Consider the following 15,986-nt stretch of genomic DNA (forward strand, 5'->3'; position numbering starts at 1 on the left):
CTCATTTGAAAAATACATGTTTTGTAAGCACTGATGAAAATTTGGCTTATCAAAGTGTTCTCTGTAAAGTTTCTATTTTCCCTGATTTCTGATATAATAGAAACATTGACTTCAAGAGTAAGGAAGAGAAGATGAACGCATTATTAAATGGAATGAATGACCGTCAGGTTGAGGCAGTGCAAACAACAGAAGGTCCCTTGTTAATCATGGCAGGGGCTGGCTCTGGAAAGACCCGTGTTTTGACCCACCGTATCGCTTATCTGATTGATGAAAAGCTGGTCAATCCGTGGAATATCTTGGCCATTACCTTTACCAACAAGGCTGCGCGTGAGATGAAAGAGCGTGCTTATAGCCTCAATCCAGCCACTCAGGACTGTCTGATTGCGACCTTCCACTCCATGTGTGTGCGTATTTTGCGTCGCGATGCAGACCATATTGGCTACAATCGTAATTTTACAATTGTCGATCCTGGTGAACAGCGAACGCTCATGAAACGTATTCTCAAGCAGTTGAACTTGGATCCGAAAAAATGGAATGAACGAACTATTTTGGGAACCATTTCCAATGCTAAGAATGACTTGATTGATGATGTGGCTTATGCTGCCCAAGCTGGAGATATGTATACGCAAATCGTGGCCCAGTGTTATACTGCTTATCAAAAAGAGCTTCGTCAGTCGGAGTCGGTTGACTTTGATGATTTGATTATGCTGACCCTGCGTCTCTTTGATCAGAATCCTGATGTCTTGACCTACTACCAGCAGAAATTTCAGTACATCCATGTTGATGAGTACCAAGATACCAACCACGCTCAGTACCAACTGGTCAAACTCTTGGCTTCCCGTTTTAAAAATATCTGTGTGGTTGGGGATGCGGACCAGTCTATCTACGGTTGGCGAGGTGCTGATATGCAGAATATTTTGGATTTTGAGAAAGATTATCCCCAAGCTAAGGTTGTTTTGTTGGAGGAGAATTACCGTTCCACTAAAACTATTCTCCAAGCGGCCAACGAGGTCATTAAAAACAATAAAAATCGCCGTCCTAAGAATCTCTGGACTCAAAACTCTGATGGGGAACAAATCGTTTACTATCGTGCCAATGATGAGCTAGATGAGGCTGTATTTGTCGCCAGAACTATCGATGAACTGGGTCGCAACCAAAACTTCCTTCACAAGGATTTTGCAGTTCTTTATCGTACTAATGCCCAGTCCCGTACTATTGAGGAAGCATTGCTCAAGTCAAATATTCCTTATACTATGGTTGGTGGAACAAAGTTCTACAGCCGTAAGGAAATTCGTGACATTATCGCTTACCTCAACCTCATTGCCAATTTGAGTGACAATATCAGTTTTGAGCGTATTATCAATGAGCCGAAACGTGGAATTGGCCCAGGCACTGTTGAGAAAATCCGTGATTTTGCCAATATGCAGGACATGTCTATGCTGGATGCTTCAGCCAACATCATGTTATCTGGTATCAAGGGTAAAGCAGCCCAGTCTATCTGGGATTTTGCCAATATGATTCTAGATTTACGAGAGCAGCTAGATCAATTAAATATTACAGAGTTGGTTGAGACCGTCCTAGAAAAAACAGGTTACGTCGATATTCTAAATGCTCAAGCGACTTTAGAAAGCAAGGCTAGGGTTGAAAATATTGAAGAGTTCCTTTCTGTGACGAAAAACTTTGATGACACCTCTGATGGGCCAGAAGAAGAAACTGGTTTGGACAAACTAAGTCGTTTCTTAAATGACCTGGCCTTGATTGCTGATACAGATTCAGGTAGTCAGGAGACATCAGAAGTGACCCTTATGACCCTACACGCTGCCAAAGGTCTCGAATTTCCAGTTGTCTTTTTGATTGGGATGGAAGAAAATGTCTTCCCGCTTAGTCGCGCAGCTGAGGATCCAGATGAATTAGAAGAAGAGCGCCGTCTAGCCTATGTAGGAATTACGCGTGCAGAGAAAATCCTCTATCTGACCAATGCCAATTCGCGTCTGCTTTTTGGTCGTACCAACTACAACCGTCCGACTCGTTTTATTAACGAAATTAGCTCAGACTTACTTGAGTATCAAGGTCTGGCTCGTCCAGCAAATACAAGTTTTAAAGCATCTTATAGCAGTGGTGGCCTTGCCTTTGGCCAAGGTATGAGTCTGGCCCAAGCTCTTCAAGACCGTAAACGTAGTTCTGCCCCAAAATCTATCCAGTCAAGCGGTCTTCCATTTGGTCCATTTACAGCTGGCACAAAATCAGCGTCTAGTGAGACAAATTGGTCCATTGGTGACATTGCCCTCCACAAAAAATGGGGAGAGGGAACTGTTCTGGAAGTTTCAGGTAACGGAGCTACTCAAGAATTAAAAATCAATTTCCCAGAAGTAGGTTTGAAAAAACTTTTAGCTAGTGTAGCCCCAATTGAGAAAAAAATATAATTTTCCATCCTTCTCACGAATAATAAAGTGAGGAGGATTTTTATGTACAGTATTTCATTTCAAGAAGATTCACTATTACCAAGAGAAAGACTGGCCAAGGAAGGAGTTGAAGCGCTCAGTAATCAAGAGTTGCTAGCTATTTTACTCAGGACAGGAACACGTCAGGCTAGCGTTTTTGAAATTGCCCAGAAAGTCTTGAGCAATCTTTCAAGCCTAACAGATTTGAAAAAAATGACCCTGCAGGAATTGCAGAGTCTGTCTGGTATCGGGCGTGTTAAGGCTATAGAATTACAAGCTATGATTGAACTGGGGCATCGTATTCATAAACATGAGACTATTGAGATGGAAAGTATTCTCAGCAGTCAAAAGTTGGCCAAGAAGATGCAGCAGGAGTTGGGACATAAAAAACAAGAGCACCTGGTGGCGCTCTATCTCAATACTCAAAATCAAATCATCCATCAACAGACCATTTTTATCGGTTCTGCAACTCGTAGTATTGCTGAGCCGCGAGAGATTCTTCACTATGCTATCAAGCATATGGCGACTTCTCTCATCTTGGTTCACAACCATCCTTCAGGAGCGGTAGCGCCTAGCCGAAATGATGATCATGTTACAAAACTTGTCAAAGATGCTTGTGACCTGATGGGGATTGTCCTCTTGGACCATTTGATTGTATCACATTCTAGTTACTTTAGTTATCGTGAAAAAACAGATTTAATCTAAAGTTCATTAACGACATAGTCAAAGAGGTTTTTATCTTTGGGACGATTTTCAAATAGAAATTCTGGGTGCCATTGGACACCGAGAAAGGCAACATCATCCGTACTCATGACAGCTTCAATGATACCATCTTTAGGATCATGAGCTACAATCTTTAAATTTGGTGCTAAATCCTTGATACTCTGGTGGTGGAAGGAGTTGATATGAGAAATTTCTCCATAGATTTCTCGAAGAACAGTATCAGGTTCTGTTACCAAGCGTTGAGTTGTGTATTCGGCAGAACAATCCTGCCAATGGTCTTCGATATCTTGATACAAAGTTCCACCCATGGCAACGTTAAAGAGTTGAGTCCCACGGCAGACAGAAAAAATTGGCTTTTTCTGTTTAATAGCTTCCTTGATGAGGGCCAGTTCAAAGATATCCCTTTGAAGGTGGTAGTCATCGCTATCGATGGTTTTTGGTTCACCATAGAATTTTGGATCAACATTTTGCCCACCTGTCAAGATAAGCTTGTCAATCATACTGATATAGTGGCAGGCCATTTCTTGATCACCAATCGGTAGGATGATGGGAATTCCTCCAGCTTCTTTAACGCCTTCAACAAAGCCTTTTGCTACGTAGCTCATCATGATGTCATCATCTGGATGAGTTTTTTCGTTTCCTGTAATCCCTATAACTGGTTTTTTCATAAAATGATTTTCGCTTTCTAATCCTCTTTTCGCATGAAGTAGAGGAGGGTTTGGAGTTCACTTGTCAAATCGACATACTGAACGACCACGTCTTTTGGTAAATGAAGATGGACTGGTGAAAAACTGAGAATTCCTTTCACGCCAGCATCCACTAAGAGATTGGCAACCTCTTGTGACTTGACGCTGGGAACGGTCAGGATAGCAGTCTTGACATCAGCATCCTTGATTTTATCCTTGATTTGAGAAATCCCGTAAATGGGAATCCCGTCAGGAGTTTGGGTACCGACTTCAGGATGGTCATCTAGGTCAAAGGCCATGATAATCTTCATCTTGTTACGCTCGTGGAAGCGGTAGTGGAGAAGAGCATGGCCCATATTTCCAATACCCACAAGCATGACATTGGTGATGGAGTTATCATTGAGCAAATCGGCAAAAAACGTCATGAGTTTTTTGACATCATAGCCAAATCCACGCCGACCTAGTTCACCAAAATAGGAAAAATCACGACGTACGGTCGCTGAATCAATTCCAATGGCCTCTGCAATTTGCTTAGAGTTGGCACGTTCAATCTTTTCTGCATGAAATCTCTTAAAAATTCGATAGTAGAGAGAGAGTCTTTTCGCTGTAGCTTTTGGAATAGCAGACTGTTTATCTTTCACAAAATCACAACCTTTCTATTCTTCTATTTTATAGAAACATTGTGAAAAAATCAACAAAAATAAGAAAAAACTAAGAAAAATCTTAGTTTTGATGTAAAAAATCTGCATGTGATAGAAAACGGTAGAGGTCTCCGACCAGTCCTTGGTAAACTTCCTGCCCTTTAAAGGTCAAAGAAGTTACATAAAGTGTATCTGGTAGGGTTACACATCCTGACAGAGCCAGCATGAGAGCCTCGTAATCCTCATACTTGAGAGTTCGCTCTACATGATAGCTATCCTTATAGGTCAATTCAAACATTTTGGTTCTATCTTTCCGATTTTGTAAAGACACCACGTTCTACTAAGCTATCCATGAGGAAATAGAATTTTTCCTGATGAATGTGGTGGTCTTCTGATTTGAAAATATCAACTAGGCGTAGCCCAAACTTGTCAGTGATATTGATTTTAGCACCTGTAAGTTCCTTGTTAATGATGATTTTGAGTTGGAATCCCTCACCGCTGTTCGGAACTTTTTCCAAAAGGCGAGTCAATTCATAGTTACCAACCTTAGTCTCAAAAAAGGTGTTGTCCTTAAGGGTGAATTTTTTAACAGAAGGGCTAAGAGTGTAGTCGTAACGACAATTTTTTAACTGAATGGTTTTTTCAAATGCCATATGGCTAACCTCCGATAATTTCTTTTAAGGTTTTTGCGAGGGTATGTAGGTCTTCAACAGTATTTTGTGGCGTCAAACTGATACGAACGGATTCCTTTAAGCGTTCTGAATTTGCCCCATACATAGCTTCAAGAACATGGCTCGATTGGACAATACCAGCAGTGCAGGCTGAACCAGTAGAGATAGAAATTCCAGCTAAATCTAGACGAAGGAGTAAGAGGTCATTTTTCTGGCCAGGAAATCCAATATTGAGAACATAAGGGAGATGGTGTTCTCCTCTATTCAGGTAATACTGAAATCCTTCTAGCTCTGCCAGAAAGGCAGTTTCTAGATTTTGTACATGTTGAAAATGTTCTTCTTGTTTTTCTAGGTCTTCTTTTAGGGCTGCAACCATGCCTACGATGGCAGCCAAATTTTCAGTCCCTGCACGTTTTTTCTGTTCTTGGTCTCCGCCATGGAGATAGGAATCAAAGTCCATGCTAGATGCGTAGAGAAAGCCGATTCCCTTAGGACCATGGAATTTGTGGGCCGAAGCAGTGAGAAAATCAATGCCCAGTTCTTCTGGGTGAATAGGGATTTTTCCAATAGCTTGAACTGCATCGACATGATAGGCGGCTGGGTGTTGCTTGAGTATTTGGCCAATTTCAGCAATGGGCAGTAGGTTTCCTGTCTCATTATTGGCAAACATGGTAGAAACCAAAATCGTATCGTCACGTAAAGCTTTCTGAATTTGTTGGGCTGTGATTTCTTGATTTTCCGGATGGATAATGGTTGCTTCAAACCCAAAGTGTTGAACCAAGTAATCAATGGTTTCAAGAACGGCATGGTGCTCAATGGCAGTTGTGATGATATGTTTTCCTTGCTCTTGGTGACGAAGGCAGTAACCAATGATAGCAGTATTGTTGCCTTCAGTCCCGCCAGAAGTGAAAAATATATGTTGAGGTTTTGTTCCTAGTAATTGAGCTAGTTCCTGACGGGCTTCTCGCAAGAGTTTGCCAGCTTGACGACCATGATCGTGAATACTAGAAGGATTGCCATGAGTTTCTTGCATCACCTTGGTCATAGCTGAAATAGCAACTGCTGACATAGGAGTCGTTGCAGCATTGTCCAAATAAATCAAAGAATCACCTTATTTCTTTTTGTTGTAAGCAAAGAGTGGGCTGACTGGTTTTCTTTCGTGAATACGGACGATAGCATCACCAATTAACTCACTAGCAGTGATGTAGCATACGTTTTTAGGAGTTTTTTCTTTTGTTGCTACTGAATCAGTCACAAGAATTTCTTTAATATTAGTATTGTCAAGAAGTTCAGCAGCTCCTTCGACGAAGAGGCCGTGGCTAGAAACAGCATAAATTTCTGTAGCCCCTTCACGTTCAACGATTTTAGCAGCTTCAGAGAAAGTACGTCCTGTATTTAAAATATCGTCAATCAAGATAGCTTTCTTACCTTCAACATCACCTATGATATAACCTTCGTTGCGAGTTGCATCGTCTTGTGGGTAGTCGATAATGGCGATAGGAGCATCAAGGTATTCAGCCAAGCTACGAGCGCGTTTCACACCTGAATTCTTAGGGCTAACAACAACAACATCTGAACCAAGTAAGCCCTTATCGCAATAATGTTTTGCAAATAGGGGCACTGTGAAGAGGTTATCAACAGGGATATCAAAGAATCCTTGAACTTGAACGGCATGTAAATCAAGTGTAAGGATACGATCAACACCAGCCTTAACCAGCATATTGGCAACTAGTTTCGCTGTAAGTGGCTCACGTGGTGAAGCAATGCGGTCTTGACGTGCATAGCCAAAATATGGAAGGACTACGTTGATACTGTGGGCACTAGCGCGCACACAAGCGTCGACCATGATTAACAATTCCATTAGGTGGTTGTTAACAGGGAAACTTGTTGATTGGATGATGTACACATCATAACCACGGACACTTTCTTCAATATTCACTTGGATTTCTCCGTCTGAAAATTGACGTGATGATAGTTTTCCAAGTGGGACACCAACAGCTTGAGCAATTTTCTGTGCAATCTCTTGGTTAGAGTTGAGTGCGAAAAGTTTCATGTTTTTTCTATCTGACATTATAGACCGTCCTCTGTAAACTTTTTAAATCCTAGTCATATCTGCCTAGCCTATATGAACAGGGATTTTTGTATTTTATCTTTTCTATTTTACCAAAAAATAGAGATTATTTCAGCTATTTTTCATGCTTTTGACAAATCGAACCAATTTTGAAGGAGCTTTTTGGTAGGAAATCTGATTATCCTCTAAAAATTGTTGGAAATCCTGTTTGCCTTGCTCGTGATTCTCAACTTCAAGCTCTAATTCGTAATCTGTAATATCAAAGTACTGACTTTTATCCAGCGCCATGAGACCAATAGCTGTTTGCATTTCATAGCGAAGAGTTGTTAGACAACCAAGAATCTGCCATTCACAAGTTTTAATATCATGTTTCGCCAATTCATCCAGTACTAGCCCTTGAGGAAGTTCTTTCTTGCTCAGATAGTTTTCAGCATCTTTTAGTTGCAATGTTTGATTGTATTCCATGTTTCCAACACTTTGCGGGACTTTGAGTGTCAATTCTGCCCAGTCTTCAAAGGTTCGAATGCGCATAGCAACTTTCTTTTCTCGCAGTTCAAAATCAGGTGTGTCTATGTAGTAATTTTTTTGAAGAACAGGAGTGACACCTGTGAACTGGTCTTTTAGACGATTGTATTCATCTTTTTTCAAGAGTGTTTTCAATTCAATTTCTAAATGTTTCAATTTTCTTACCTTTTCTTTATCGTTGAAAGCGGATTTATGGTATAATAAGCATTGTATTTATTGTATATGAATCTGGAGAAAAAATCAAAGATATTTTTGAAGGATAATATGAGAACAAGGGAGAATATATGACCTTAGAATGGGAAGAATTTCTAGATCCTTACATTCAAGCTGTTGGTGAGTTGAAAATTAAACTTCGTGGTATTCGTAAGCAATATCGTAAACAAAATAAGCATTCTCCGATTGAGTTTGTGACTGGTCGAGTCAAGCCAATTGAAAGCATTAAGGAAAAAATGGCTCGTCGTGGCATTACTTATGCGACCTTAGAGCACGATTTGCAGGATATTGCTGGCTTGCGTGTGATGGTTCAGTTTGTAGATGACGTCAAGGAAGTAGTGGAAATTTTGCGCAAACGTCAGGACATGCGAATCATACAGGAGCGAGATTACATTACTCATCGAAAATCCTCAGGCTATCGTTCCTATCATGTGGTAGTAGAATATACGGTTGATACCATCAATGGAGCCAAGACCATTTTGGCGGAAATTCAGATTCGTACCTTGGCCATGAATTTCTGGGCAACAATAGAACATTCTCTCAACTACAAGTACCAAGGGGATTTCCCAGAGGAAATTAAAAAGAGACTGGAAATTACCGCCAAAATTGCCCATCAGTTGGATGAAGAAATGGGTAAAATTCGAGATGATATTCAGGAAGCTCAGGCTCTTTTTGATCCTTTGAGTAGAAAATTAAATGACGGTGTAGGAAACAGTGACGATACAGATGAAGAATACAGGTAAACGAATTGACCTGATAGCCAATAGAAAACCGCAGAGTCAAAGGGTTTTGTATGAATTGCGAGATCGTTTGAAGAGAAATCAGTTTATACTCAATGATACCAATCCGGACATTGTCATCTCCATTGGTGGGGATGGTATGCTCTTGTCGGCCTTTCATAAGTACGAAAACCAACTTGATAAGGTCCGCTTCATTGGTGTTCACACTGGACATTTGGGCTTCTATACAGACTACCGTGATTTTGAGTTGGACAAACTAGTGACTAATTTGCAGCTAGATACCGGAGCAAGAGTCTCTTACCCTGTTCTGAATGTGAAGGTCTTTCTTGAAAATGGTGAAGTGAAGATTTTTAGAGCACTAAATGAAGCCAGTATCCGCAGGTCTGATCGAACCATGGTGGCGGATGTTGTGATTAACGGTGTCCACTTTGAACGTTTTCGTGGAGATGGGCTAACAGTTTCGACACCGACTGGTAGTACAGCCTATAACAAATCACTTGGCGGAGCTGTTTTACACCCTACCATTGAAGCTTTGCAATTAACGGAAATTGCTAGCCTTAACAATCGTGTTTATCGAACGCTGGGTTCGTCCATTATTGTTCCTAAGAAGGATAAGATTGAACTTATTCCAACAAGAAACGATTACCATACCATTTCGGTTGACAATAGCGTTTATTCTTTCCGCAATATTGAGCGAATTGAGTATCAAATAGACCATCATAAGATTCACTTTGTAGCGTCGCCGAGCCACACCAGTTTCTGGAATCGTGTTAAAGATGCTTTCATCGGCGAGGTGGACGAATGAGGTTTGAATTTATCGCAGATGAACATGTCAAGGTTAAGACCTTCTTGAAAAAGCACGAGGTTTCTAAGGGACTTCTGGCCAAGATTAAGTTTCGAGGTGGAGCTATTCTGGTCAATGACCAACCGCAAAATGCAACGTATCTATTGGATATTGGAGACAAAGTTATTATTGATATTCCTGCTGAGGAAGGCTTTGAAACTCTTGAAGCTATCGAGCGCCCACTGGATATTTTCTATGAGGATGACCATTTTCTAGTCTTGAATAAACCATATGGAGTGGCTTCTATTCCTAGTGTCAACCACTCCAATACTATCGCCAATTTTATCAAGGGTTACTACGTCAAGAAAAACTATGAAAATCAGCAGGTTCACATTGTGACTAGACTTGATCGTGACACTTCTGGCTTGATGCTCTTTGCTAAGCACGGCTATGCCCATGCACGATTAGACAAGCAGTTGCAGAAAAAGTCCATTGAAAAACGCTACTTTGCTTTGATTAAAGGTGATGGACACTTGGAGCCGGAGGGGGAAATCATTGCTCCGATTGCGCGTGATGAAGACTCCATTATTACCAGACGAGTGGCTAAAGGCGGAAAGTATGCCCATACTTCTTACAAGATTGTAGCTTCTTATGGAAATATTCACTTGGTCGATATTCGCCTGCACACTGGGCGAACCCACCAAATCCGAGTCCATTTTTCTCATATTGGTTTTCCTTTGTTGGGAGATGACTTGTACGGTGGTAGTCTAGATGATGGAATTCAGCGTCAAGCCTTGCATTGCCATTATCTATCCTTTTATCATCCATTTTTAGAGCAAGACTTGCAGTTAGAAAGTCCCTTGCCGGATGATTTTAGTAACCTTATTACTCAGTTATCAACTAATACTCTATAAAAACTATTTCAGAGTATAATTATTATCTTAAAGGAGAAAACTCATGGAAGTTTTTGAAAGTCTCAAAGCCAACTTGGTTGGTAAAAATGCTCGTATCGTTCTCCCTGAAGGGGAAGAACCTCGTATTCTTCAAGCGACTAAACGCCTGGTAAAAGAAACAGAAGTGATTCCTGTTTTGCTTGGAAATCCTGAAAAAATTAAAATTTATCTTGAAATCGAAGGTATTGAGGATGGTTATGAAGTCATCGACCCTCAACACTACGATAAATTTGAAGAAATGGTTGCTGCCTTGGTAGAACGTCGCAAGGGCAAAATGTCTGAAGAAGATGCACGCAAGGTTTTGGTTGAAGATGTCAACTATTTTGGTGTGATGTTGGTTTACTTGGGCTTGGTTGATGGAATGGTGTCAGGAGCGATTCACTCAACAGCTTCAACAGTTCGCCCAGCCCTTCAAATCATCAAAACTCGTCCAAATGTTACTCGCACTTCAGGTGCCTTCCTCATGGTTCGTGGTACGGAACGTTACCTTTTTGGAGACTGTGCCATCAATATCAATCCAGATGCAGAAGCCTTGGCTGAAATTGCCATCAACTCAGCAATTACAGCTAAGATGTTTGGCATCGAACCTAAAATAGCTATGCTAAGTTATTCTACTAAGGGTTCAGGTTTTGGTGAAAGTGTTGATAAGGTTGTAGAAGCAACTAAAATTGCTCACGACTTGCGTCCTGACCTTGAAATCGATGGGGAGTTGCAATTTGATGCGGCCTTTGTTCCTGAAACTGCAGCTTTGAAAGCTCCTGGAAGTACAGTAGCTGGTCAAGCAAATGTCTTCATCTTCCCAGGTATCGAGGCAGGAAATATTGGCTACAAGATGGCCGAACGTCTCGGTGGTTTTGCGGCTGTTGGTCCTGTTTTGCAAGGTTTGAACAAGCCAGTTAACGACCTTTCTCGTGGATGTAATGCAGATGATGTTTACAAGTTAACCCTTATCACAGCAGCCCAAGCTGTTCATCAATAAGATTTAGTCCTCTTTCCTTTGGGAAGAGGCTTTTTAATACTAGGAAAAGGACAGTTAGAATCTTCTGTGTTATACTAGAGATATGTTAGATTTGAAAGAATACGGTATTGTCATGTGGCCAGAGGAGAAGATTGTTTCTTTCCGTGAGAAACTTCTTGCCTGGTATGATGAAAACAAAAGAGATTTACCCTGGCGAAGAAGTAAAAATCCTTATCACATCTGGGTATCTGAAATTATGCTCCAGCAGACTAGGGTGGATACGGTTATTCCCTACTATGAACGATTCTTGGAATGGTTTCCAACAGTGGAAAGTTTGGCAACTGCGCCTGAAGAGCGTTTGTTGAAGGCTTGGGAAGGTTTGGGTTATTATTCTCGAGTTCGTAATATGCAGGCTGCGGCTCAGCAGATTATGGCTGACTTTGGTGGTCAATTTCCAAACACCTATGAAGAAATTTCCAGCTTGAAAGGAATTGGACCTTACACTGCAGGAGCGATTTCCAGTATTGCTTTTAACTTGCCTGAGCCAGCTGTAGATGGTAATGTCATGCGAGTTTTGGCGCGTCTATTTGAAGTCAATCACGATATTGGCATTCCAAGTAATCGTAAAATTTTTCAGGCAATGATGGAAATCCTGATTGACCCAGAACGTCCGGGTGACTTTAATCAAGCTTTGATGGACTTAGGCTCAGATATTGAGGCGCCTGTATATCCCAGACCAGAAGAAAGCCCAGTTAAGGACTTTAGTGCGGCATATCAGAATGGAACCATGGATCGTTATCCAATCAAGGCTCCCAAGAAAAAGCCTGTCCCAATTTATCTTAAAGCCTTGGTGGTCAAAAATACTCAGGGACAATTTTTACTTGAAAAAAATGAAAGTGAAAAGCTATTGGCAGGTTTTTGGCATTTCCCCTTGATAGAAGTTGATAACTTTTCGCAAGAAGAGCAGTTTGACCTCTTTCATCAGGTTGCAGAAGAAAGTGTGAATTTTGGACCCAGTCCCGAAGAGAGTTTCCAGCAGGACTATGACTTAGATGTTGATTGGCTTGATATTTATTTTGAGACTGTTAAGCATATCTTTAGTCATCGCAAGTGGCATGTTCAAATTGTAGCAGGTCAGGTGACTGATTTCCATGATTTTTCAGATAGGGAAGTTCGCTGGCTTTCACCAGAAGAGTTTAAGAATTACCCACTTGCCAAACCCCAACAAAAAATCTGGCAGGCTTATGCACAAGCCAACTTAGACAGTAGCAAAGATTAACTATTGTGTTTTCTTGTTATTTTTTTGATATAATAGTAGAGAAAAGGTGAACAAATGAAAAAAATATTAATTGTAGATGATGAAAAACCAATCTCGGATATTATCAAGTTTAATATGACCAAGGAAGGTTATGAGGTTGTAACTGCTTTTAACGGTCGTGAAGCGTTAGAGCAATTTGAAGCAGAGCAACCAGATATTATTATTTTGGATTTGATGCTTCCAGAAATTGATGGTTTAGAAGTTGCTAAGACCATTCGCAAGACAAGTAGTGTGCCTATTATCATGCTTTCTGCTAAAGACAGTGAATTTGATAAGGTTATCGGTTTAGAGCTTGGTGCAGATGACTATGTAACCAAACCCTTCTCAAATCGTGAGTTGCAGGCGCGTGTCAAAGCTCTTCTCCGTCGCACGGACTTGGTTTCTGTAGATAATCAAGAGTTAGATGAAAAGAAAACCCAACCCTTGCAAATTGGGGACTTGGAGATTGTGCCAGATGCCTATGTGGCTAAAAAATATGGTGAAGAACTAGACTTAACCCACCGTGAATTTGAACTCTTGTACCACTTGGCTTCTCATATTGGTCAAGTGATTACCCGTGAACACTTGCTTGAAACGGTCTGGGGTTATGATTATTTCGGAGATGTTCGGACTGTTGACGTAACTATCAGACGTTTGCGTGAGAAGATTGAAGATACACCAAGTCGTCCAGAGTATATCCTAACACGTCGCGGTGTTGGTTATTATATGAGAAATAATGATTGAATTTATTAGAAAAAATATTCTTACTAGTGATTTTATCTTCATTTTAATTTTATTGGGTTTTATCTTGATTGTTACCTTGCTTTTGCTAGAAAATCGGCGAGATAATATTCGGTTGAAGCAAATCAATCAAAAGGTAAAGGACCTGATTGCAGGAGATTATTCTCAGGTATTGGATATGCAGGGAAGTTCTGAAATCACTAATATTACCAATAATCTCAATGATTTATCAGAAGTAATTCGCTTGACTCAAGAAAATCTTGAACAAGAGAGTAAACGATTGCACAGTATCCTATCTTACATGACGGACGGAGTCCTTGCGACCAATCGTCGTGGCAAGATTACTATGATTAATGACATGGCTAAGACACAGCTAGGTGTTCGGAAGGAAGATGTTCTAAACAAAAGTATCCTTGAATTGCTTAAGATTGAAGATGAGTATGAACTTCGTGATTTGATTACCCAAGTTCCTGAGCTAATGATTGATTCTCAGGATGACAATGGTGAATATCTGAGCCTTCGTGTACGTTTTGCCTTGGTTCGTCGTGAGTCTGGCTTTATTTCTGGTTTGGTTGCTGTTTTACACGATACGACGGAGCAGGAGAAGGAGGAGCGCGAACGGAGACTCTTTGTTTCGAACGTTAGTCATGAGTTACGGACGCCTCTGACTAGTGTAAAATCCTATCTTGAAGCCTTGGATGAGGGTGCCTTGTCAGAACCTGTAGCACCAGATTTTATAAAGGTATCTCTAGACGAAACAAACCGTATGATGCGGATGGTGACAGATCTTTTGCATCTCTCTCGTATTGATAATGCAACCAGTCACCTAGATGTGGAACTGATTAACTTCACAGCTTTTATTACCTTTATTCTTAACCGTTTTGATAAGATGAGGGGATCAGATGAAGAGAAGAAATACGAATTGGTTAGAGATTATCCGATTACGTCTGTCTGGATTGAAATTGATACAGACAAAATGACACAAGTGATTGATAATATTCTTAACAATGCCATTAAGTATTCACCAGATGGTGGGAAAATCACAGTGACCATGAAGACAACTGATGATCAGATGATTTTATCTATCTCAGACCAAGGTTTGGGTATTCCTAAGCAGGATTTACCACGTATTTTTGACCGTTTTTATCGTGTGGATCGTGCCAGAAGTCGTGCTCAAGGTGGTACAGGTCTAGGACTGTCTATTGCTAAAGAAATTATCAAACAACATAAGGGCTTTATTTGGGCCAAAAGTGAATACGGTAAGGGATCAACCTTTACCATCGTACTCCCTTATGATAAGGATGCAGTGAAAGAAGAAGTATGGGAGGACGAAGTAGAAGACTAGAATGAGTGAAACAGGCTTTAAATACAGTATTTTAGCGTCGGGTTCCAGTGGAAATTCCTTTTATCTGGAAACCCCAAAAAAGAAACTTTTAGTGGATGCAGGCTTGTCTGGTAAGAAAATTACCAGCCTACTTGCTGAAATTAACCGCAAACCAGAGGACCTGGATGCCATCTTGATTACGCATGAGCATTCAGACCATATCCACGGTGTGGGTGTTTTAGCTCGCAAGTATGGTATGGATTTGTATGCCAATGAAAAGACCTGGCAAGCAATGGAAAATAGCAAGTATCTCGGCAAGGTGGATTCTTCGCAAAAGCATATCTTTGAAATGGGCAAAACCAAAACCTTTGGAGATATCGACATCGAGAGTTTTGGTGTTAGCCATGATGCGGTCGCACCGCAGTTCTATCGCTTTATGAAGGATGATAAGAGTTTTGTCATGCTGACTGATACAGGTTATGTTAGTGATCGAATGGCAGGAATTGTCGAAAATGCAGATGGATATCTTATCGAGTCCAATCATGATGTAGAGATTTTGCGAGCAGGTTCTTACGCTTGGCGACTCAAACAACGCATCCTATCGGATCTTGGTCACCTTTCTAATGAAGATGGTGCTGAAGCTATGATTCGTACCTTAGGAAATCGCACTAAGAAAATCTACCTAGGACATTTGTCTAAAGAGAACAATATCAAGGAACTGGCTCATATGACCATGGTCAATCAACTGGCGCAAGCTGATCTAGGTGTAGGAGTAGACTTTAAGGTTTATGATACCTCACCGGATACTGCAACACCATTGACAGAGATATAAAAAAGAAGGCGAGTGCCTTCTTTTTTATATCTTTTACAATCCAGCGAAATCTTTGATTTCTTGTGCTGACATTGAAGAGTCGCAACGAACATTGATTTGTCCATCTGCAATATGAACAAAGCCTGGTACAGTTGGGATTCCGTAGCGTGAGCGGAATTCTTGCAACTCATTGAGTTGGCTTGGTTCTTCACTGTTGATGAAGTAGATGTGAGCTTTGGTTTCAGCTACGACACCTGCTAAAGTACCTGCAAATTTACGGCAGTAAGGGCAAGTTTTGCGACCAATAAAGAAGGTTGCAGTTTCTTTTTTATCAAGAGCTTCTTGCGCACGCGCAACTGTAGTGACTTCAAGGTCTTTGATGTTATCTAAAAATTGTTCCATGAGAT

General features: G+C 40.8%; 18 protein-coding genes. 10 read left to right on the plus strand and 8 right to left on the minus strand.

The window, feature by feature from the left end; genetic code table 11:
- The first annotated feature begins 131 nt into the window (after nucleotides 1-131).
- A complete protein-coding gene (pcrA, locus tag N8O80_RS00610) occupies nucleotides 132-2,423 on the plus strand; it encodes a DNA helicase PcrA (protein WP_261026243.1) in 2,292 nt (763 codons plus the stop codon).
- Nucleotides 2,424-2,465: 42 nt separating this feature from the next.
- On the plus strand, nucleotides 2,466-3,146 hold the full coding sequence (gene radC, locus N8O80_RS00615; RefSeq protein ID WP_261026245.1) for a RadC family protein: 681 nt from the start codon (nucleotides 2,466-2,468) through the stop codon (nucleotides 3,144-3,146).
- Here the strand turns inward: radC and N8O80_RS00620 are convergent.
- The 7 genes from N8O80_RS00620 to N8O80_RS00650 all read right to left on the minus strand — a co-directional run bounded on the left by N8O80_RS00620 (nucleotide 3,143) and on the right by N8O80_RS00650 (nucleotide 7,914).
- On the minus strand, nucleotides 3,143-3,832 hold the full coding sequence (locus N8O80_RS00620) for a gamma-glutamyl-gamma-aminobutyrate hydrolase family protein (RefSeq protein WP_261026249.1): 690 nt from the start codon (nucleotides 3,830-3,832) through the stop codon (nucleotides 3,143-3,145). The two genes, radC and N8O80_RS00620, sit on opposite strands and share 4 nt — an antisense overlap.
- 17 nt (nucleotides 3,833-3,849) lie before the next feature.
- Nucleotides 3,850-4,491: a redox-sensing transcriptional repressor Rex gene (locus N8O80_RS00625; RefSeq protein WP_000653417.1), complete on the minus strand. Its 642-nt coding sequence runs from the start codon at nucleotides 4,489-4,491 to the stop codon at nucleotides 3,850-3,852.
- 82 nt (nucleotides 4,492-4,573) lie between these two features.
- The gene (locus N8O80_RS00630) at nucleotides 4,574-4,789 is read right to left on the minus strand and encodes a DUF4649 family protein (RefSeq protein ID WP_000462491.1); all 216 of its coding nucleotides are present in this window, start codon (nucleotides 4,787-4,789) and stop codon (nucleotides 4,574-4,576) included.
- 7 nt (nucleotides 4,790-4,796) lie between these two features.
- Nucleotides 4,797-5,144, minus strand: coding sequence for a DUF1831 domain-containing protein (locus tag N8O80_RS00635; protein WP_000863540.1), 348 nt, complete (start codon nucleotides 5,142-5,144; stop codon nucleotides 4,797-4,799).
- A gap of 4 nt (nucleotides 5,145-5,148) precedes the next feature.
- Nucleotides 5,149-6,264 (minus strand): cysteine desulfurase family protein, encoded by a 1,116-nt coding sequence (locus tag N8O80_RS00640; protein ID WP_261026251.1) that lies wholly within the window; start codon nucleotides 6,262-6,264, stop codon nucleotides 5,149-5,151.
- A 9-nt stretch (nucleotides 6,265-6,273) separates the two neighbouring features.
- Nucleotides 6,274-7,233 (minus strand): ribose-phosphate diphosphokinase, encoded by a 960-nt coding sequence (locus N8O80_RS00645; protein WP_001283818.1) that lies wholly within the window; start codon nucleotides 7,231-7,233, stop codon nucleotides 6,274-6,276.
- A gap of 111 nt (nucleotides 7,234-7,344) precedes the next feature.
- Nucleotides 7,345-7,914 carry a CYTH domain-containing protein gene (locus N8O80_RS00650; protein WP_049551860.1) on the minus strand — a complete coding sequence of 190 codons (570 nt, stop codon included), beginning with the start codon at nucleotides 7,912-7,914 and terminating at the stop codon, nucleotides 7,345-7,347.
- 128 nt (nucleotides 7,915-8,042) lie between these two features.
- On the opposite strand from N8O80_RS00650, the gene yjbM reads away from it, so the two are divergent.
- The 8 genes from yjbM (at nucleotide 8,043) to N8O80_RS00690 (ending at nucleotide 15,600) form a co-directional block, all read left to right on the plus strand.
- Nucleotides 8,043-8,714, plus strand: a complete 672-nt coding sequence (gene yjbM, locus N8O80_RS00655; RefSeq protein WP_049551859.1) for a GTP diphosphokinase — start codon at nucleotides 8,043-8,045, stop codon at nucleotides 8,712-8,714.
- Nucleotides 8,698-9,516, plus strand: coding sequence for an NAD kinase (locus tag N8O80_RS00660; RefSeq protein ID WP_000799056.1), 819 nt, complete (start codon nucleotides 8,698-8,700; stop codon nucleotides 9,514-9,516). The genes yjbM and N8O80_RS00660 overlap by 17 nt, the downstream gene beginning before the upstream one ends.
- Entirely contained in the window at nucleotides 9,513-10,409 is an 897-nt protein-coding gene (locus N8O80_RS00665) for an RluA family pseudouridine synthase (RefSeq protein WP_261026256.1), read from the plus strand. Before N8O80_RS00660 ends, N8O80_RS00665 begins: the two co-directional genes overlap by 4 nt.
- Before the next feature lie 43 nt (nucleotides 10,410-10,452).
- Nucleotides 10,453-11,427, plus strand: a complete 975-nt coding sequence (gene pta / locus N8O80_RS00670) for a phosphate acetyltransferase (RefSeq protein WP_000451571.1) — start codon at nucleotides 10,453-10,455, stop codon at nucleotides 11,425-11,427.
- Between the two features lie 82 nt (nucleotides 11,428-11,509).
- Nucleotides 11,510-12,685, plus strand: coding sequence for an A/G-specific adenine glycosylase (gene mutY / locus N8O80_RS00675; protein ID WP_261026258.1), 1,176 nt, complete (start codon nucleotides 11,510-11,512; stop codon nucleotides 12,683-12,685).
- Nucleotides 12,686-12,739: 54 nt separating this feature from the next.
- Nucleotides 12,740-13,447 (plus strand): response regulator YycF, encoded by a 708-nt coding sequence (gene yycF, locus N8O80_RS00680; RefSeq protein WP_004260192.1) that lies wholly within the window; start codon nucleotides 12,740-12,742, stop codon nucleotides 13,445-13,447.
- Nucleotides 13,440-14,789 (plus strand): cell wall metabolism sensor histidine kinase VicK, encoded by a 1,350-nt coding sequence (vicK, locus tag N8O80_RS00685; protein WP_261026264.1) that lies wholly within the window; start codon nucleotides 13,440-13,442, stop codon nucleotides 14,787-14,789. The genes yycF and vicK overlap by 8 nt, the downstream gene beginning before the upstream one ends.
- A gap of 1 nt (nucleotide 14,790) precedes the next feature.
- On the plus strand, nucleotides 14,791-15,600 hold the full coding sequence (locus tag N8O80_RS00690) for an MBL fold metallo-hydrolase (protein WP_000004965.1): 810 nt from the start codon (nucleotides 14,791-14,793) through the stop codon (nucleotides 15,598-15,600).
- Nucleotides 15,601-15,633: 33 nt separating this feature from the next.
- Here N8O80_RS00690 and N8O80_RS00695 read toward each other — a convergent pair whose 3' ends face one another.
- Nucleotides 15,634-15,981 carry a thioredoxin gene (locus N8O80_RS00695; protein ID WP_023947468.1) on the minus strand — a complete coding sequence of 116 codons (348 nt, stop codon included), beginning with the start codon at nucleotides 15,979-15,981 and terminating at the stop codon, nucleotides 15,634-15,636.
- Nucleotides 15,982-15,986 lie beyond the last annotated feature (5 nt).

It is taken from the genome of Streptococcus mitis, assembly GCF_946190155.1.
GTDB classification, from domain to species: Bacteria; Bacillota; Bacilli; order Lactobacillales; family Streptococcaceae; genus Streptococcus; species Streptococcus mitis_CL.